The following is a 17,351-nucleotide window of genomic DNA, read 5'->3' as shown; positions in this document are numbered from 1 at the left end:
TTAATTGTCATGAAAGTGAAACATCTAATACAAATATATAACGTGGCAAGCTATTTAATCTGACTTAATGTAAATCACGCTAAAAAAATCACCATAAAAAGCTCACTGGCAGAAAGGATAAAGAGGGTATTACTGTAGTAACAACACCCCTATTATATTTTGTAGGTAATACGTGCAGGCTGTTTTTGCGGCGTGTTTCGCCCGTGAGAGATAAGCCGAATCTTATCCCTGACAGCAACAGGGCTGGTTATCTACTTTTTTGCTGAGCAAATGTGAATTAAGTGTTTCATTATGGTTATTTGATAATTTAATAATAAAGACATGTTAACAAATATGGGCCTGTAACATGTCATATCGCCTGAGTATTCTGGATAAAAGCCCCGTTGGGGAAGGAGAAACTGCCGTGATGGCGCTTGCCCGGACCTTGCGTCTGGCGCAACTGGCAGAAGAGTGGGGATACCATCGTTTCTGGATCGCGGAACACCATAATACACCACAGCTGGCGAGCCCGTCGCCGGAGTTGGTGATCGCCTGGATCCTTGGGCAAACCCAGCGTATCCGCGTCGGTTCCGGCGGCGTGATGCTGCAGCATTACAGCCCGTACAAAGTGGCGGAAAACTTTAATCTTCTGGCATCGTTGGCCTCCGGACGTGTCGATCTTGGCGTCGGAAAAGCGCCTGGCGGCTTACCCCTGTCGACTCAGGCGTTACAGCTGGGACTTCATCAGGATGAAAAAGGCAGTTTTGCTGACCAGCTTTCTCAGCTTAACGGTTGGCTGGCGCTGAACGGCACGGAAAGCGGGGAAACGGTTTTCCCGACGCCAATCCCACCGCGACCGCCAGAAGGGTTTGTGCTGGGAGCCAGTGTACAAAGCGCTCAACTGGCAGCGCAATCCGACTGGAATTTCATCTTCGCGGCACACCTCAACGGTGACAGAGCGTTATTGCGTGACGTTTTGTCCTTCTGGCAGACCCACAGCACACGCCCGACGATAGTCGCCGTCCAGGTGATTGTGGCTGACAGTAACGACACCGCCGCGCAGCTTGCGGAAAACGTGCAGATCTGGGGCGTGGAACTCGAAAATGGGCAACGCGTCACGGTTGCCAGCGAAGAGCAAGCGCTGGCATTCGCTGCGCAGGCTGGCAGTCCACCCCGCAAAATCGCGCGTCGTGAACAGGCCTTGTTACACGGTACTGCCCACGACGTGTTGGCAAAACTGAATGCCCTGCATACGCAATTTGGCATTAATGAGTTCATTATCGACACGCCAGTGGCAGAGGGGCACGCGCGTCTGACGTCGCTACGGTTGTTGGCACAAGCCCATAACGCCGTGGAGGTGGTCTGATGACACTGGCGACAACGCTTATCAACTGGCGTCGTGAATTGCATCAACACCCGGAACTTTCCCTGCAGGAAGTGGCGACGACGGCGCGTATTCGCGACTGGTTGCGCAGTGCTGATGTCCAGATTCTGCCATTCAACCTGAAAACTGGTCTGGTCGCGGAAATTGGTCAGGGAGAAGAGATCATCGCCTTGCGGGCGGACATTGATGCCCTCCCGATAGAAGAAAGCGCCGATGTTCCATTTCGCTCACTCACGCCGGGGGTGATGCACGCCTGCGGGCACGATATTCACACCAGCGTCATGCTTGGCGCCGCGCTGCTGCTTAAGCAGCAGGAAGCAGACTTACCGGGGCGAGTACGTATTTTGTTTCAGCCCGCGGAAGAGAGTTTTGGCGGCGCCAAAACACTGATTCGCGCCGGTGCACTGCAAAACGTCGCGGCTATTTTTGGCATGCACAATGAACCGGGTTTGCCGGTAGGGGAGTTCGCCACGCGCGGCGGTGCATTCTATGCCAATGTTGATCGCTTTGTGTTACGTATCAATGGCAAAGGCGCACATGCGGCGCGTCCGCATGAAGGCAAAGACGCCATCCTGCTCGCCAGCCAACTGGTAACAGTTTTGCAAAGCGTTGCCAGTCGCGATGTTAACACCCTGGATTCAGTGGTGCTCAGCGTGACCCGTATTCAGGGAGGAAACACATGGAACGTACTGCCGGAGTCCGTAGAGCTGGAAGGGACGCTCAGAACGCATCGCATTGAGGTGCAGCAGCAGGTCAAAGCCCGGGTAAATGACATCGCCGCCGGATTTGCCCACGCTTTTGGCGCACAAATTGATGTTATCTGGCATGCGGGACCGACCGCGCTGGTGAACGATGATCGTTGGGCGGATATCGCCACCGCCGTGGCGAAACAATTAGGCTACGCCACCCACTATGCCGACCTGCATATGGGCGGGGAGGATTTTGCCGTCTACCTGCAAAATACGCCTGGAGCGTTCGTCAGTATTGGTAGCGCCAGCGAATACGGATTACATCATCCGGGATTTAATCCGGATGAACGCTTAATAGAACCCGCCGCGCACTACTTTGCTCATTTAGCAAAAACGGCATTCGCACACATTTAATTTTACCTGTTGGGTAGGGGTTATTATGGCTGAAAATCGGCAACTACGGCTCGGCACTATTCTGCATGGCGCATCGGGAAATATGTCTGCATGGCGTCATCCGGCGGCGCAGGCCGATGCCAGTATTAATTTTGACTTTGTTAAAGAAACAGCGCTTATTGCGGAAAAAGGGAAGTTGGATTTTATTTTTGTCGCCGATGGTCTGTATATTAATGAAAAATCAATTCCACATTTTTTAAATCGCTTTGAGCCGCTGACGGTATTATCTGCGTTGGCCAGCATCACCCGCAATCTGGGGCTGGTTGGCACTGTCTCCACGTCATACAGCGAGCCCTTTACCACCGCCCGGCAGTTTGCCAGCCTCGACCATCTCAGCCAGGGCCGTGCCGGATGGAACGTGGTGACGTCGCCTCTGGAAGGGTCGGCAAAAAACTATTCCCGCGCCCAGCATCCAGAGCATGCCCAACGTTATCGTATTGCCGATGAATATTTACAGGTAGTGAAAGGACTGTGGGATTCCTGGGAAGATGATGCTTTTACCCGTAACAAGGCAAGCGGAGAATTTTTTAATCCGCAAAAATTGCACACGCTTAACCATCATGGGGATTATTTTCAGGTTGCCGGGCCGTTAAATATCGGGCGAACACCACAAGGCCGTCCAATTATATTTCAGGCTGGGGCTTCATCCGATGGCAAGAAATTAGCAGCGCAGCATGCTGATGCCATTTTTACTCATCAGGAGTCGCTGGCGGAGGCTAAAGCGTTCTATCAGGATGTTAAAAGCCAATTAGCAACCACCGGGCGCGGTCCCGAACAACTGCATATATTCCAGGGCGTCAGCGTAATTGTTGGCGACAGTGCAGAGGACGTAGAGCAGCAGTATCAGACTACCGCTGCGCTGGTTTCCATTACTGACGCACTGAACTACCTTGGCCGCTACTTCGAACATCATGATTTTGCCCAATATCCGCTGGACGCACCGTTCCCGGATCTGGGTTCCCTCGGACAAAATAGCTTTCGCAGCACGACCGATGAGATCAAGCGTAATGCGCGCGAACGGGGGTTAACGCTACGTCAGGTTGCCCTGGAAGCCGCCAGCCCGCGTCCGCGTTTTAGCGGCACGCCGCAGCAGGTAGCCGACGGCCTTCAACAGTGGTTCGACGAGAAAGCGGCTGACGGTTTTATCATTCAGGGAGGAACGCCGGATACCTTCCCACGTTTTGTCGAACAGGTTATCCCCGTGCTTCAGGCTCGTGGCCTGTTCCGCCATGAATATCCCGGTACGACCCTGCGCGCAAGCCTGGGATTAGCGACACCTGCAAATCAATTCACACAATAAGAGAAAAACGCTATGCAGAAAAAATCAGTCTTCCTCGCGCTGTCGCTGGCCTTCAGCGCGACCGTCTGGGCAAATGACGTGACTATTAACGGCACGGGCGTAAGCCTGGAAGCCAATAAAACGCCGATTAATACGGCAAAAAATCCGCAGGCGATTGCGCAATTACCTGCGAACCTGCACCTGGCCGTACCGGGCAAATTCACCGTGGCGATTGCCGGGCTCAGTCAGCCGCCGCTGACCGTATTTGCCGATGACAATAAAACACTGATCGGCAGCGAGGCGGACATTGCCCGTCTGGTGGCAGACAGTCTGGGGCTGGAACTCAACGTTGTGCCCACATCATGGGAAGACTGGCCGCTGGGCGTCACCTCCGGCAAATACGATGCCGCGATCAGCAATATTACCGTCACAAAAGCGCGGAAAGAGAAATTCGATTTCGCGACCTATCGTAAGGACTCCCTGGGCTTTTATGTCAAAACCGGCAGCAAGCTGAAGAAAATCGAGCAGGCGGAAGATATCGCCGGTCTGCGCATTATCGTCGGTTCGGGGACGAACCAGGAAGCCATCCTGCTGGCCTGGAACGATGAAAACGTGAAGAAAGGGTTACAGCCGTTTACGCCAGTGTATACCAAAGACGATGCCGCCCAGACTCTGGCCCTGCAGTCAGGTCGCGCTGATGCCTACTTCGGTCCTAACGTTATTGGCGCGTGGAAAGCCGCGCTCAACGGTAAAACACAATTGGTGGGTAGCGTTGATGGCGGTTGGCCAAAAGCGGCACATATCGCCGTGACGCTGAAAAAGGACAGCGGTTTGGTTCTGCCTGTGCAAACCGCCCTCAACGGCGTGATTGGCAACGGCGACTACGACAAGGTACTGAACCGTTGGGGGGAAGGGGTGGAACGCATTCCGCAATCTGAGATCAACCCAGCCGGGTTAGGCGACTAAGGAGGTTATCGTGAGCGATCAATTTCGCGTGGTCTCACCTGAAGCCAGCGAGCTGCAACCCATTTTAAACGGTCTATTTGGTGAATATGCCGCCCGCTATGGCGATTATTTTTCTCGCGACGCAGAGGTGGAACTGACCGAATGGTATCTGGCGCCGCAGGGGCTGTTCGTAGTACTGGAACGTAACGGTGAGATCATCGCCACCGGGGCCTACAAACCTTACGACAAAGATACCGCCGAGATTAAGCGTATCTGGACGAAAAGTAGCCTGCGACAGCAGGGGCTGGCGGCGCGCGTAGTGCAGGAGCTGGAGCGTAGGGCGCTACTCGCGGGCTACAGCCGGATTTATCTGACCACCGGATTTCGCCAGCCGGAGGCCGTCCGGCTGTATTTAAGTCAGGGCTACGATCCGCAGTTTGATACGGCGCGCGATCCCGAAGAGTACAGCCAGCCGCCGTTTGATGGCCGACTGCGCTTTACCAAACTGTTAACCATCGCCGGTCAGGCCAGAATAGCCTGAGGAGATAAAATGAAAACGACTGATAGCATTAAAGTCGTACCGGCGCGCTATCCCATGCGTACCGTCGGAGCGGTCATTGCTTTGTTTGTTCTGGCGGTGATTATCCAGTCCGTGGCGTTTAACCCGCGCTGGGAATGGGCCGTGTTTGCCCGCTGGTTCTTCGATCCGGTTATCTTGTCCGGTCTCGGGCAAACATTGTTGCTGACGCTTATCGGTACGCTGTTGAGTATTCTCATCGGCGGTCTGCTGGCGCTGGCGCGACTTTCATCTTCCTGGCTGCTGAACGGTCTGGCATGGGGATACATCTGGCTGTTTCGCTCGTTACCGCTGATTGTAGTGCTAATCGTTCTGTACAACTTCTCCTATCTGTACGACACGTTGACGATTGGTATTCCGTTTACTCCCATTCAGTGGGGCAGTTTTGAGACCATCAATGTACTCGGCCAGTTTTCCACTGCGGTAGTCGGCCTGACGCTGGTGCAAAGCGCCTATACCGCTGAAATTATTCGTGGTGGATTTTTGGGGGTTGATCACGGTCAGTACGAGGCTGCTGCGGCGCTGGGCTTACCGGCATGGCGACGTACGCTGCGAATTATCCTGCCGCAGGCGCTGCGCACTATTTTGCCTGCCGGGTTCAATGAAATCATCAGTCTGGCGAAAGGGACGGCGATGGTATACGTGCTGGCCATGCCTGAGTTGTTCTACACCATCCAGATGATCTACAACCGCACGCAGGAGGTGATCCCGCTGCTGATGGTCGGCGCGGTGTGGTATCTGGTGATCACCAGCGTCCTGTCGTTAATTCAGCACCTGGTCGAACGCGCGCTGGCACGTAGCGAACGACGTTCAGCGATCAATACCGCCCGGGTGAGTCGTGCAGAAAAACGCAGTCGTCAACGTCCACAGCAGGAGACCGCCCATGTCCCACTCGCCTGAAGGCCATATTTCTATTACCGGCGTCAGCAAATACTTCGGCCGCCATAAAGCGCTGGATAACGTATCGCTGGAGATCCCGTCCGGTACGGTAACCGTTATTCTTGGCCCATCCGGCTCCGGGAAATCCACTCTGTTGCGGACTATCAACCATCTGGAGCGCGTCGATGAAGGGTTTATTCAAATTGATGGCGATTACATTGGCTATCGTCGGCAGGGAGACAAGCTGTATGAGCTGAAAGAGGCGGAAATTTTGCGCCAGCGCGTTAACGTCGGCTATGTGTTCCAGAACTTTAACCTGTTCCCGCACTTAACGGTGCTGGAGAATTTGATTGAAGCGCCCATTGCGCACGGTCTGGCAACACGTAAAGCCGCTACCGAGCGGGCATTAACCCTGCTTGATGCGGTAGGACTGCGTAATAAAGCCGATGCCTGGTCGCGTCACTTATCCGGCGGACAGCAACAACGTATCGCCATTGCCCGTGCACTGGCATTAAATCCGCGCGTCATGCTGTTTGATGAACCCACATCAGCGCTAGATCCCGAACTGGTGGGCGAAGTGCTGGATGTTATCAAAGCGCTGGCGCAGTCGGGAACCACGCTGGTTGTAGTAACGCACGAGATTGGCTTCGCCCGGGAAGTGGCGGATCAGGTGGTGTTTATGGTCGATGGCAAAATTGTCGAGCAGGGCAGCAGCGAGCAGGTGCTGAATCATCCACGCCACACGCGTACCCAGCAGTTTTTGTCGAAAGTGCTTTGAGTACTGCGTCCAAAGAGTGAAATTATCAAGAAAATATGAACGTCCGTTAATCCTAAATTAGTTTTCCTTTCGAGTAACAAACTTAGTGACTAATTATCAAAAAATCACTTTATCATCATGTGAATAATGACTTGGATCTGGAATATATCACCCTTAGTAAAGTTGTGAGCAAGCATAGTAAAACTTTGCTTAAATCATGTGTTATGTATCATGCCATTGAGTATTACCACTTTTTAACTAAGGAATTGAAAATGGTAAGAGCACTGGCCTGTCTCGGCGATAAAACAAGTTATGGAAAAATTATTACTGCTTCTGCATCCTGGTATGATGGTGATAGAGCTATTGCCCAAACCGGTGACAGGGCAATTTGTCGGAAATGCAATGGACATTTTCCAATTTTCGCTTCTGCAGTGGACAGGATGGAAAATGGTAAAGCATATGTAGCTACTGGCGACAGGGTGTTGTGTGGCTGCTCCAATCACTATGTTTTTGGTACAGCCACACAATATACCAGCAGTGGCGCGGGTACTTTAACCACCCGCGACACCAGTCAATTATCGATAATGATGCAGAACTCACAGGATGTCAGCAGCAGAAACTGTATTCGTTTTAAGTGTGCAGATGATAACGGCAGACTGATGGTGGATTGCCGGTATCTTCCCATACTCCCGGACGGCCATACAGAAACGGGGAATACAGATAGCCAAGGGATGACAGAGTGGCATTATGCTGAATCCGCTGAAAATATTAACCTGCACATATTAATGGATTAATTATGGCTGTTTATCCGCTCAGCACCCGTATTCGCTCTAATGTTCCTGCAAACTCTTTATTATATGATCTATCTATTTATCGTATGAATGCTGACAGAAATAAATATTATCTGATAGATGTGAGACAGCAGAAATTTAAGGATAACTACCAAACTCAGATACATATGTCTGAAGATATAAATGAGCCTCTATCAACTATCTACATTATGGAAATGACGCTTTATCGTAAGACGATGCTGCATACTCATAGTGTTACTCCAAAGCCTTTCACAAAGATGTATACGCTTGCAGAATTTAGTACAGGTAAAGCATGGTCTGAGGCTAAACGTGAAAATCTCTGTTATTTTGAATCGGCAGGTACACCTAAACCTGAAAGTCAGGGCGGTGAAACGAAAATAATTACCATAACCCGCGAGGAGAGACCATTTATAGCAAAAGAATATCCCATTGGTAATTCCAGGGATCCTTTTGATAAAAAATTAGTAGAACGTCAAATAGAAGAAAGATTTAACGGATTTGATTTCCCTAATCAAATAGCTGCAAGTGTATGTGGACCTGCAGCATTTTTTTACTGCCTGCAAAAGGATCGCCCTGATGTGTATGCGCAAGCTGCCCGTGAACTTTGGCGATACGGAAAAACTAAAATAGGTAATTTAATCATTTCGCCAGGTAAAGGCTGTCGGCATTCTACAGGTGCATTTTACTATGATGACGGCAGACCGAAGATAGCCGGTACAGACTGGATGACACTTGCTGGACTCAGAGATTCAGAGAATACAATGCTGAGCTTTGATGCTCTTGATTCTCCAGTTGCTGGTATCACCATTTGGCAAATTTTGGCAGAATGGTTTGAAAAAGTCGGCTATAAAATGGTTTTCAGTAATGTCGGTATTACTCAGGCGGGTGTTCAGGGAATCAGAGATTTAAATAAATATATTGAGCAAGATTATAAAGTCGTAACATTGATAAATGATGGACTTCTTGTAAATAGTACAAATAAAACAACATTACCTACACACTGGGTTGTTTGGAATGGTTCAGTCATGCAAGATCCTGATGGATATATTAGTTTAGAATTGTTTTCTTGGGGAAAGGAAAAAAACTGGATAAAACCAAACAAAGATTTGCAATTTTTTATCAACAGGTTTTTTGGAGGGATGGTTTTCAAATCATTGAAATAAAATGGGAAAAATTTTTTTGGTTCTGCCTTTATTTTTACTGTCTGCCTGTTCGTTGCAGGCAGAATTCACTCCAGAAGGGGAGGTGCTTAATGATGCAACTGTTGGCATTCCCTATTATAACCAAATAAATATATTTGGTGGAGTAGTTCTTTCTTATGATCTTTATGGTAAACAAGTCATTGCTGGAGATATTCATCCAGATAATTTAGGGCTTCACTTACAGTATTGTGATGATAATGAATTCAATAATTGTATCCAGATTAGAGGGACACCAACAAAAGCAGGCATAGCTAAAGTGCGAGTACATGGGGGCTTAGGTGGCGGAATGCTTTCAAAATCAGGAGAGTTCGATAAAACCTATACTATTACGGTCAAAGATTCAGAAGGAGCTTCTTAAGATCGTTTGAGAGGCGCTCTCAGCATAGCCCATCAAGATACGAGAACCCGCTCAGAGACAAGTTTTCTCATTTCTTGATGGTTAAAAACAGCATTAACGTACAATATTAGGTGCTGAATCATCCACGCCACACGCGTACCCAGCAGTTTTTGTCGAAAGTGCTTTGAGACACATTGCGGCACAAGGGTGTGCCGCACAGGGGTTATACAGTGACGACGATTTTGCCTACCTGACCGTTGGCTTCCATGTATTGATGTGCCTCGACGATATCATCAAAGGCGAAGGTTTTATCAATCAGCGGCTTGAGCTGCCCGGACTGTAATCCTTCAAAGATAAACCGTTTCGCTCGCGAAAGTTTTTCTGCGTCCGAGGTGATTTCAAAAATTTCATAACCACGGAAAGTCAAATGGCGACCGAGGATCTCAATGACCGGTATAGAAAGGTCTCGTGCATCAAGCGAGCCATATTGGAAAAAGATCCCACCGGCCGGCATCACCTGGGCAATTTTTGCCACTCCCGGGCCACCGACCGGATCGAAGACTACACGGGTTCCTTTGCCATCAGTAATGCGTGAGATCTCAGTGACAAGATCTTGCTCATGACTGGCGATAACATCTGCTGCCCCAAGCTGCAAAAGCTGGCTTCGCTTCTCGCTGGTTCGCGTCATCGCAATAGGCTTTGCGCCGAGCATATTAGCAATCTGAATTGCCGCCAGTCCGACGCTACTGGAAGCAGCATTGATCAGCACATTATCTCCAGGTTTAATATCCGCATATTCAACCAGCGCACCGAATGCGGTCACATACATCATCCAACTGGCGGCGGCTTCGGCAAAGCTAAGGTTTTGCGGATGTTTTACGACCGCGTGCGCCGGGGCATTAACGACTTCTCCATACATACCATATTGATGAAAGCTGAAAGCCGGAATGACGCTAACGTAATCCCCTGGTGCAAACTCACCTACGTTGTCTCCTACGGATTCAACGACTCCGGCAGCTTCATAACCCAACCGTGCCGGGAAATTAGGTTGGTAAATATACTGACCTGTGCGGTACATAATCTCCGCACGGTTGATACCAATTGCCCGTACGCGGATCTGAACCTCATTTGCATCAGGCGCGGGAACCTGCATGTCCTGAATCTTCAAGACGTCAGCGTCACCAATTTGATTAAAAACTACGACCTTAGACATAGCAGACCTCAGTAAATTGTTCTGTATTGGGTCCGCACAATTTAACGATTCAGATGAGAGTGAAAAACCGCAGTTGCGGAACTTCACTATTACTCATTTCGTAACAATCCCTGAAGCCGCGGTTTTTGTTGGCTAAAAAGTTCGCACAGCCAGTCAATGAATACCCGTACGCGAGGGGTGAGGTGACGCCTGTCGGGGTAAAGCACAGAAACCGGTTTTGATTCTCCGGCGTAATCGGCCAGCACCTCAACGAGCTGACCCGACTGGAGGTAGGGGGCCAGAACGGCATGAACACCACGTATGATGCCGAGTCCAGATAAACAGCCGGTCAGCAATATATCGGAGTTATCAACGCTTATCCGCCCGGTGGGCGTGAACGATAAAGTTTTACCTCCGCTAATGAAGGACCACTCCAGCGCTTCCCGGTGACGCTCGCTAAAAAAGTTAAGCGCCTGGTGTCGGGATAAATCCTCTGGCGTCTGCGGTACGCCATGTTGTTGCAAATAATCCGGTGACGCGCAGGTCACCATCTTTACTTCACCAAGTCGCCTGGATATTAGGGAAGAGTCTTGTAATTCGCCGATACGGATCATGCAGTCGATGCCTTCGGCAAGCATATCGATTTTACGGTCGGTGGAGGTGAGTACCATCTCGATGTCAGGATATCGCGACTGGAAATCTTTCAGCGCAGGAACTAACACGGAATGCGCCAGCGACAGAGGGGCATTAACCCTGAGTTTTCCGCGTGGCGGGCGGGTTGGCGAGAAAGAGGCCATGATGTCATCAACGTCGCCGAGCAGTATTTTTGTGCGTTGGTAAAAAGCGTCACCTTCATCGGTCAGCGTCACTTTACGGGTTGTGCGGTTAAGCAACTTTGCCCCCAGTTCGTCTTCAAGATGCTGGATGGCTTTGGTCACTGCGGGGCGATGCAGGTGTAATACGTCTGCAGCTCTGGCAAATCCACCTTGCTCAACAACCTGTATAAAAATGGTCATATATTCAAACATACTGGAACGCATCGCTTATTTCTCCCGATATCCGATCATTGTTATTATGAGAGTAATAATCATGCCTGCATAGGTTGTTGAATGCTGCTCTACACTTAGTGTTTTAGCGTTGAGGGTTACAGCATGATTAAGGTCTATGGGGTGCCGGGCTGGGGATCGGCCATCAGTGAAGTGATGCTCACACTGGCGGAGATCCCTTACAGTTTTATTAATGTCGACGGTTTTGACAGCGATGGTCCTTCGCGGGAGTTGCTTAAGACAATGAATCCGCTATGCCAGGTGCCCACACTGGTACTGGAAAATGGCGAAGTCATGACGGAAACTGCGGCGATCGCCCTGATGATCCTCGATCGTTGTCCCGAGCTGTCGCCCTCCGTTGGGCGCAGCGAGCGTCAGCAGTTCCAGCGTCTGTTGATATGGCTGGTAGCAAATGTCTATCCCACATTTACCTATGCCGATTATCCTGAACGCTGGGTGCCGGATGCTCCGACGCAGTTGAAAAAAAATTGTATTGAGTACCGAAAATCTCTCTATATGTGGTTGAATGACCAGCTAAGCGCCGAGCCGTACGCTTTCGGAGAGCAGCTAACCTTGCTGGACGTCTATATTTGTGTGATGCGTAGCTGGGGGCCGGGACATGACTGGTTCCAGGACAACACGCCGAATATTAGCGCTATCGCTGATGCGGTTTGCCAGCACCCACGGCTACGTTCCGTGCTGAAAAACAATAAGATTATTTGAGAAAACACACTTTCTGACCAAAACAATAAGGAACCTGCTATGCCGCACGTTGATATTAAATGTTTTCCCCGCGATCTGAGCGACGAGCAAAAATCCGCGCTGGCGGCGGATATTACCGACGTCATTATTCGTCATTTGCAAAGCAAAGACAGCTCGGTAAGCGTGGCGCTGAATCAAGTTGAGCCAGAGGCGTGGCAGGGCGTGTGGGATGCGGAGATTAAGCCGCAGATGGCAACGTTAATTAAAAAACCTGGCTACAGCATGTGAGATAAAACGGGCGAATTTTCCGCCCGTTTTCAACAGGTTTACGGTGTAACGATGTTAAACCAGAATTCGAACTTATCCATATAGCCGAGCATAGCGTCAAGTTTAGCGCCGTCGCCGGTTATCTTCACATCGCCGCTGTCTTGCGCCTGTTTCAGCGTCACTTCCTTGAGGATGATTTTATTGAGCGTGTCGCGATTCAATGTGATCGTGGCGTCAGCCTCTTTTGCTTCGGCATTGGCGGTATGGTTTAGTACGCCATTTTCCAGTTCAAGATTATATTTACCACCGTCGCTGCCAAGGTCGATGTTAAACACCGATTTGGCATCACCCGCTTTCTGCCCGTTAATATGTACCGCCAGATAGTCGAAGAACATTTCCGGCGTCATGGCGCGTACGGTATCCGGGCTGGCAGTGTTCGGGGTTGGGCCTTTAACCACACCATTACGCAGCTCTTGCGCGCCGGTCAGGTAGAAGTTGCGCCACGGGCCGGATTCAGCCTGGTATCCTAGCTGTTCCAGCGCATCAGCTTCCAGGTTGCGCGCGGCCTGGTTATTGGGATCGGCAAACACCACTTTGCTCACCACCTGGGCCACCCAGCGATAGTTACCCTGGTCATAGTCGGCTTTCGCTTTCTGCAGAATGGCGTCCGCTCCGCCCATATAGTCGACGAATTTCTTCGCCGCTTCTTCCGGCGGCAGTTCATCCAGCGTTGCCGGGTTGCCATCAAACCAGCCGAGATAGAGCACATAGGTCGCTTTCACATCATGACTGACGGAACCATAGTAACCGCGATTAGCCCAGGTATGCGCCAGTGAGTCCGGCAGTTTAAAGTTCGCGGCGATTTCATCGCGGGTCAGACCTTCGTTAGCCATACGAAGCGTCTGGTCGTTGATGTAACGATACAGATCTCGCTGGCTTTTCAGCAGGTTCACGACTTTGTCATTACCCCAGGTTGGCCAGTGGTGCTGCGCCATCAGGATTTCTGCTTTATCTCCCCAGCGTACAATCGCTTCGTTAATGTATTTGGACCATGGCAACGGCTCACGAATTTTGGCCCCGCGCAGGGAGTAGGTGTTGTGCAGGGTGTGGGTGACGTCTTCAGCAGACTCAATCAGTTTCTTCTCTTCGATATACCACAACATTTCTGACGGCGCTTCGGAGCCTGGGGCCAACATGAAGTCATAGGTCAGGCCATCAATGACCTCTTTTTGCCCATCTTTTTCAATTATATTGGTTGGCGCAATCAGGGTGACGGTTCCCGCGGAGGTCGTGGTTCCCAGTCCGGCACCAACCTGACCTTTGGCATCAGGTTTTAGTAGATTGCCGTACATATAGCTCGCGCGACGGCTCATGACGTTACCGGCCATGATATTCTCAGCCACCGCCGCTTCCATAAAGCCGGCAGGTGCATAAATCTTCACTTTGCCCGCTTTAACGTCTGCTTCATCAACAACGCCGCGTACGCCGCCGTAATGGTCAACGTGGCTGTGCGTATAAATCACCGCGACTACGGGTTTTTGACCGCGGTTTTTAAAGTAAAGATCCATCCCGACTTTGGCCGTTTCTGCTGATACCAGCGGGTCAACAACGGTGACGCCTTCTTTACCTTCAATGATCGTCATGTTGGACAGATCGAGGTTACGGATCTGGTAAACGCCTTCCGTCACTTCAAACAGTCCGCTGATGTTGATCAACTGGGACTGACGCCACAGGCTCGGATTTACCGTATCCGGGGCTTTATCGCCTTCTTTAATGAACGCATATTGTTGCGGATTCCAGATGACATTTCCTTGCTCACCTTTGATCACATCCTGAGGAATTGGGGCGATGAAGCCTTTATGAGCATCGGTAAAGTCGGTGTTATCGGAGAAGGGCAGTTGATTGAAAAGCGCATTGTTCGCTTGTTGCGTGGAAGCGGTTGCGTCCTTTGGCGCTTCAGCGGCAATCAGGGGAGCAGAGGCAGAGGTGAGTAACCCGGCAAGGATAAAACTTTGTGCGATTCTATTTAGTTGCATCGTAAAACCTCTCTGACACTTTATAAGTACAGTTGGGGGATGCTGCTTTGACTGATTGGATTTGGAATAGATATTTGAGTTAGAGCAAGTTTAACTATAATTCACGCAAATGATTCAGCAAGGAAGGACAGCGATTCATCCGACTGGTTTTTCAGAAGTTTTAAGAAGACGGTGAGGGATGAAAAGCATGAGCCGCCATTCGTTAGCAGACAATTATTCACCTGCGGTAATGCGTCTCCCAATGGAGACAAACGTTCCGGCCCCAAGGTGATGCAGGGTAGTGAGCTTGTCATCATCAAACTGCCATCGTCCTTCCACGAAGGCTCTCTCATCAGCGGCCGCCGAGACCACTTCCCCAAACAGGGTGTCATACTTTTCCTGCGCCGCCGTTGCAGGCAGTAGACGGCATTCCATCCAGGCCAGGCATTTTGCTTCTATCAGCGGTAAACCCAACACCGGTCCTTGCACCACAGGAATGCCGTAGCAGTTGAATTTATCTTCCACGCGACCGGAAACGCTGCCAACGGCCCAGGTCCAGTTGGCGGCAGCACCCCCCGGAATAACGATGCCAAACATGCCGCTGCGTTCAATCAGTTCCCTCGACCAGGCGGTTTTATCAACCACAATTGCGATACGCGGTGGTTCAAACTCAACGGGCATTGACCACGCAGCAGCCATCACATTCCGCCGCTCTGTATGATCGTCCCGACTGGTGATTAAAATGGTAGGGCCGTGATTTAGCAGTCGACTGGCATGTTTTAGTTCGAGAGGACGAAAATGGCTCATGGATGCTCCTTGGCTGAGAGATAACACACCACAATTAACTTAGATATTAACGGTATTAGCGATTTTGTCGCCTCGTGAGGAAGAACAACGCACAAAATCGACGGCGTAAAATTAAAAATGCGTTATAAGTACAACATTACACAAACAGGAAGCTGTTATGACGCCTTTTTTAAACGCTTATTTTGCCCGTATTGGCTGGTCAGGTTCGGCCAACGTCAACATTGAAACCCTGCGAGCGCTGCATTTACTGCACAACAGCGCCATTCCTTTTGAAAATCTCGATGTGCTGCTGCCACGCGAAATGCAACTCGACGACGCATCGCTGGAAGAGAAACTGGTGACGGCGCGTCGCGGCGGTTATTGTTTTGAGCAAAATGGGTTATTTGAGCGGGCGCTCCGCGAAATCGGTTTTACCGTTCGCAGTTTACTTGGACGTGTGGTACTGGCGAATCCGTCAAGCCTACCGCCACGCACGCATCGTCTGCTGCTGGTTGAGCTGCAGGGAGAGCAGTGGATCGCTGACGTCGGATTCGGTGGGCAAACGCTGACAGCGCCGATTCGTCTGCAGGCAGATGTTGCACAGCACACACCACACGGAGAGTATCGTCTGATTCAGGAAGGTGAAGACTGGATTTTGCAGTTCCTTCATCACGAACACTGGCAATCAATGTACCGTTTTGACCTGGTTATGCAGCATCAGAGCGATTATCTGATGGGCAACTTCTGGTCGGCGCATTGGCCGCAGTCGCATTTTCGTCACCATCTGCTGATGTGCCGTCATCTGCCAGACGGCGGTAAATTTACGTTAACCAATTTTCATTTTACCCATTATCAGGATGGCCATGCGGTAGAGCAGATTAATCTGCCTGACGTCGCCAGCCTGTACGCCTTATTGCAGGCACGGTTTGGATTGGGCGTGGATGATGTGAAGCATGGATTTACTGAAGAAGAATTGGCGACGGTAATGGCGGCGTTTGATACGCACCCGGAAGCGGGGAAATAACACCATCGGGAATAGTGCCGGATGCGGCGTAATCGCCATATCCGGCCCATAGAAATAGATTAAAAATCTATCGCCCATTCGGCATGAAACAGGATCACCGCCGAACCGGTAATGGTGACTTTTTCCGGCTGGTTATCACGAATAGCGACCGTCACATCAACTATACCGTCACGACCCAGCGCACGGCCCTGATGCCCCTGAACACGTAACGTTTTGCCATCATGCGCCATCAGTCGGTGGTGAACCAGCCACGCGCCCATCGGCCCGTTGGCATTGCCGGTGACTGGATCTTCCACAATACCAATTGCGGGTGAAAACATGCGTCCATCGGTGGCGTTTTCGCCCTTACGGATTTGAAAAGGGAAGAAACCGTTACAGCCAATTTGTTGGCTGATGGTCGCCAGAGCCTGCAAATCTGGGGCAAGGGCGTCCAGATCTACCTCAGGCTTTAGCGGAATCATCACTTTCGAATGGCCGGTGGTGGCAACCTGGATCGGCAGCCCTGGCAGCATATCGTCTTCGCTCAGATGCAGGGCGTGGATAATTGCAGCGCGAACCGCGCCTTGCAGCGGAGGTTCAAATCCAGGTGTTCCTTGCTCAAGGCTAATGCGATAGTCATTCCCTACAGTTTCAACATCCACCCGATGGCGCCCGGCCAGCGAGGTTTGCCAGACGGTCGTGTTGCTCAGACCCAGTACCTTGGCCCGCACGTAGTGCGCGGCGACGGTAGCATGTCCACAGATGGGAACTTCGACCGTCGGCGTGAAATAGCGGATGTGTACATCGCTGTCGTTGCTGGTCAGCAGGAATGCAGTTTCCGAATGACGCAGCTCGCGGGCAATGAGCTGCATCTGCTCTTCGCTCAGTCCGTCAGCATGCAGCACCACGCCCGCTGAATTGCCGCGAAAGGGGACCGAGGTAAAGGCATCGACGTGGTAAACCTGTGGTTTCATTAGCGTTCTCCCTGGAATGGAGAAGCATCATAGCGTACAAAAAGCGGGATAGCGATGCAGACCTGGTGGCGCT

Annotated in this window: 16 protein-coding genes and 1 pseudogene; 12 read left to right on the top strand and 5 right to left on the bottom strand. The window is 50.8% G+C overall.

Going from position 1 to position 17,351, the window contains the following annotated elements:
• Positions 1 to 346: 346 nt before the first annotated feature.
• From FDX09_RS12470 to FDX09_RS12425, 9 genes and pseudogenes are all read left to right on the top strand, one after another.
• Positions 347 to 1,345: an MsnO8 family LLM class oxidoreductase gene (locus FDX09_RS12470; protein ID WP_137347296.1), complete on the top strand. Its 999-nt coding sequence runs from the start codon at positions 347 to 349 to the stop codon at positions 1,343 to 1,345.
• Positions 1,345 to 2,466 (top strand): amidohydrolase, encoded by a 1,122-nt coding sequence (locus FDX09_RS12465; RefSeq protein WP_137347295.1) that lies wholly within the window; start codon positions 1,345 to 1,347, stop codon positions 2,464 to 2,466. The genes FDX09_RS12470 and FDX09_RS12465 overlap by 1 nt, the downstream gene beginning before the upstream one ends.
• 25 nt (positions 2,467 to 2,491) lie before the next feature.
• Positions 2,492 to 4,750, top strand: a pseudogene (locus tag FDX09_RS23685) (NtaA/DmoA family FMN-dependent monooxygenase).
• 10 nt (positions 4,751 to 4,760) lie between these two features.
• Positions 4,761 to 5,270, top strand: coding sequence for a GNAT family N-acetyltransferase (locus FDX09_RS12450; protein ID WP_006684497.1), 510 nt, complete (start codon positions 4,761 to 4,763; stop codon positions 5,268 to 5,270).
• A gap of 9 nt (positions 5,271 to 5,279) precedes the next feature.
• Positions 5,280 to 6,206, top strand: coding sequence for an amino acid ABC transporter permease (locus FDX09_RS12445; RefSeq protein ID WP_137347294.1), 927 nt, complete (start codon positions 5,280 to 5,282; stop codon positions 6,204 to 6,206).
• Complete coding sequence (locus tag FDX09_RS12440) at positions 6,190 to 6,963, top strand: amino acid ABC transporter ATP-binding protein (protein WP_137347293.1); 774 nt, start codon at positions 6,190 to 6,192, stop codon at positions 6,961 to 6,963. The genes FDX09_RS12445 and FDX09_RS12440 overlap by 17 nt, the downstream gene beginning before the upstream one ends.
• 251 nt (positions 6,964 to 7,214) lie before the next feature.
• Positions 7,215 to 7,736, top strand: coding sequence for a PAAR domain-containing protein (locus FDX09_RS12435; protein WP_137347292.1), 522 nt, complete (start codon positions 7,215 to 7,217; stop codon positions 7,734 to 7,736).
• Positions 7,737 to 7,738: 2 nt separating this feature from the next.
• Complete coding sequence (locus FDX09_RS12430) at positions 7,739 to 8,917, top strand: hypothetical protein (RefSeq protein WP_137347291.1); 1,179 nt, start codon at positions 7,739 to 7,741, stop codon at positions 8,915 to 8,917.
• Between the two features lies 1 nt (position 8,918).
• Positions 8,919 to 9,314 carry a hypothetical protein gene (locus FDX09_RS12425; RefSeq protein ID WP_249359999.1) on the top strand — a complete coding sequence of 132 codons (396 nt, stop codon included), beginning with the start codon at positions 8,919 to 8,921 and terminating at the stop codon, positions 9,312 to 9,314.
• Positions 9,315 to 9,516: 202 nt separating this feature from the next.
• On the opposite strand, the gene FDX09_RS12420 is transcribed toward FDX09_RS12425, so the two are convergent.
• Both FDX09_RS12420 and FDX09_RS12415 read right to left on the bottom strand, forming a co-directional pair.
• The gene (locus FDX09_RS12420) at positions 9,517 to 10,506 is read right to left on the bottom strand and encodes a zinc-dependent alcohol dehydrogenase family protein (RefSeq protein WP_069324919.1); all 990 of its coding nucleotides are present in this window, start codon (positions 10,504 to 10,506) and stop codon (positions 9,517 to 9,519) included.
• Positions 10,507 to 10,595: 89 nt separating this feature from the next.
• On the bottom strand, positions 10,596 to 11,525 hold the full coding sequence (locus FDX09_RS12415) for a LysR family transcriptional regulator (protein ID WP_069324918.1): 930 nt from the start codon (positions 11,523 to 11,525) through the stop codon (positions 10,596 to 10,598).
• A 111-nt stretch (positions 11,526 to 11,636) separates the two neighbouring features.
• Here FDX09_RS12415 and FDX09_RS12410 point away from each other — a divergent pair, with 111 nt between their 5' ends.
• Positions 11,637 to 12,254, top strand: a complete 618-nt coding sequence (locus tag FDX09_RS12410; RefSeq protein ID WP_038640673.1) for a glutathione S-transferase family protein — start codon at positions 11,637 to 11,639, stop codon at positions 12,252 to 12,254.
• Positions 12,255 to 12,293: 39 nt separating this feature from the next.
• Positions 12,294 to 12,521 carry a tautomerase PptA gene (gene pptA / locus FDX09_RS12405; protein WP_069324916.1) on the top strand — a complete coding sequence of 76 codons (228 nt, stop codon included), beginning with the start codon at positions 12,294 to 12,296 and terminating at the stop codon, positions 12,519 to 12,521.
• 38 nt (positions 12,522 to 12,559) lie between these two features.
• Here the strand turns inward: pptA and FDX09_RS12400 are convergent, their stop codons facing one another.
• Both FDX09_RS12400 and FDX09_RS12395 read right to left on the bottom strand, forming a co-directional pair.
• Entirely contained in the window at positions 12,560 to 14,536 is a 1,977-nt protein-coding gene (locus FDX09_RS12400) for an alkyl sulfatase dimerization domain-containing protein (RefSeq protein ID WP_137347290.1), read from the bottom strand.
• 213 nt (positions 14,537 to 14,749) lie between these two features.
• Complete coding sequence (locus FDX09_RS12395) at positions 14,750 to 15,322, bottom strand: flavin reductase family protein (protein WP_137347289.1); 573 nt, start codon at positions 15,320 to 15,322, stop codon at positions 14,750 to 14,752.
• A gap of 157 nt (positions 15,323 to 15,479) precedes the next feature.
• Between FDX09_RS12395 and nhoA the strand changes: the two genes are divergently transcribed.
• Positions 15,480 to 16,325 (top strand): N-hydroxyarylamine O-acetyltransferase, encoded by an 846-nt coding sequence (gene nhoA, locus FDX09_RS12390; RefSeq protein WP_038640665.1) that lies wholly within the window; start codon positions 15,480 to 15,482, stop codon positions 16,323 to 16,325.
• A 59-nt stretch (positions 16,326 to 16,384) separates the two neighbouring features.
• Here the strand turns inward: nhoA and FDX09_RS12385 are convergent, their stop codons facing one another.
• A complete protein-coding gene (locus FDX09_RS12385) occupies positions 16,385 to 17,278 on the bottom strand; it encodes a PhzF family isomerase (protein WP_137347288.1) in 894 nt (297 codons plus the stop codon).
• Between the last annotated feature and the right edge of the window lie 73 nt (positions 17,279 to 17,351).

It is taken from the genome of Citrobacter sp. wls717, from assembly GCF_005280955.1.
Taxonomy (GTDB): domain Bacteria; phylum Pseudomonadota; class Gammaproteobacteria; order Enterobacterales; family Enterobacteriaceae; genus Citrobacter; species Citrobacter werkmanii.
The sequence above is the reverse complement of the archived record's forward strand: the minus strand, read 5'-3'. Positions and strand labels throughout refer to the sequence as shown.

Excerpts from the sequence above, each read along its gene's own strand:
- FDX09_RS12470 (WP_137347296.1), top strand. The coding sequence starts at position 347 with ATGTCATATCGCCTGAGTATTCTGGATAAAAGCCCCGTTGGGGAAGGA.
- FDX09_RS12465 (WP_137347295.1), top strand. The coding sequence starts at position 1,345 with ATGACACTGGCGACAACGCTTATCAACTGGCGTCGTGAATTGCATCAA.
- FDX09_RS12445 (WP_137347294.1), top strand. The coding sequence starts at position 5,280 with ATGAAAACGACTGATAGCATTAAAGTCGTACCGGCGCGCTATCCCATG.
- FDX09_RS12440 (WP_137347293.1), top strand. The coding sequence starts at position 6,190 with ATGTCCCACTCGCCTGAAGGCCATATTTCTATTACCGGCGTCAGCAAA.
- FDX09_RS12435 (WP_137347292.1), top strand. The coding sequence starts at position 7,215 with ATGGTAAGAGCACTGGCCTGTCTCGGCGATAAAACAAGTTATGGAAAA.
- FDX09_RS12430 (WP_137347291.1), top strand. The coding sequence starts at position 7,739 with ATGGCTGTTTATCCGCTCAGCACCCGTATTCGCTCTAATGTTCCTGCA.
- FDX09_RS12425 (WP_249359999.1), top strand. The coding sequence starts at position 8,919 with ATGGGAAAAATTTTTTTGGTTCTGCCTTTATTTTTACTGTCTGCCTGT.
- FDX09_RS12420 (WP_069324919.1), bottom strand. The coding sequence starts at position 10,506 with ATGTCTAAGGTCGTAGTTTTTAATCAAATTGGTGACGCTGACGTCTTG.
- FDX09_RS12415 (WP_069324918.1), bottom strand. The coding sequence starts at position 11,525 with ATGCGTTCCAGTATGTTTGAATATATGACCATTTTTATACAGGTTGTT.
- FDX09_RS12410 (WP_038640673.1), top strand. The coding sequence starts at position 11,637 with ATGATTAAGGTCTATGGGGTGCCGGGCTGGGGATCGGCCATCAGTGAA.
- pptA (WP_069324916.1), top strand. The coding sequence starts at position 12,294 with ATGCCGCACGTTGATATTAAATGTTTTCCCCGCGATCTGAGCGACGAG.
- FDX09_RS12400 (WP_137347290.1), bottom strand. The coding sequence starts at position 14,536 with ATGCAACTAAATAGAATCGCACAAAGTTTTATCCTTGCCGGGTTACTC.
- FDX09_RS12395 (WP_137347289.1), bottom strand. The coding sequence starts at position 15,322 with ATGAGCCATTTTCGTCCTCTCGAACTAAAACATGCCAGTCGACTGCTA.
- nhoA (WP_038640665.1), top strand. The coding sequence starts at position 15,480 with ATGACGCCTTTTTTAAACGCTTATTTTGCCCGTATTGGCTGGTCAGGT.
- FDX09_RS12385 (WP_137347288.1), bottom strand. The coding sequence starts at position 17,278 with ATGAAACCACAGGTTTACCACGTCGATGCCTTTACCTCGGTCCCCTTT.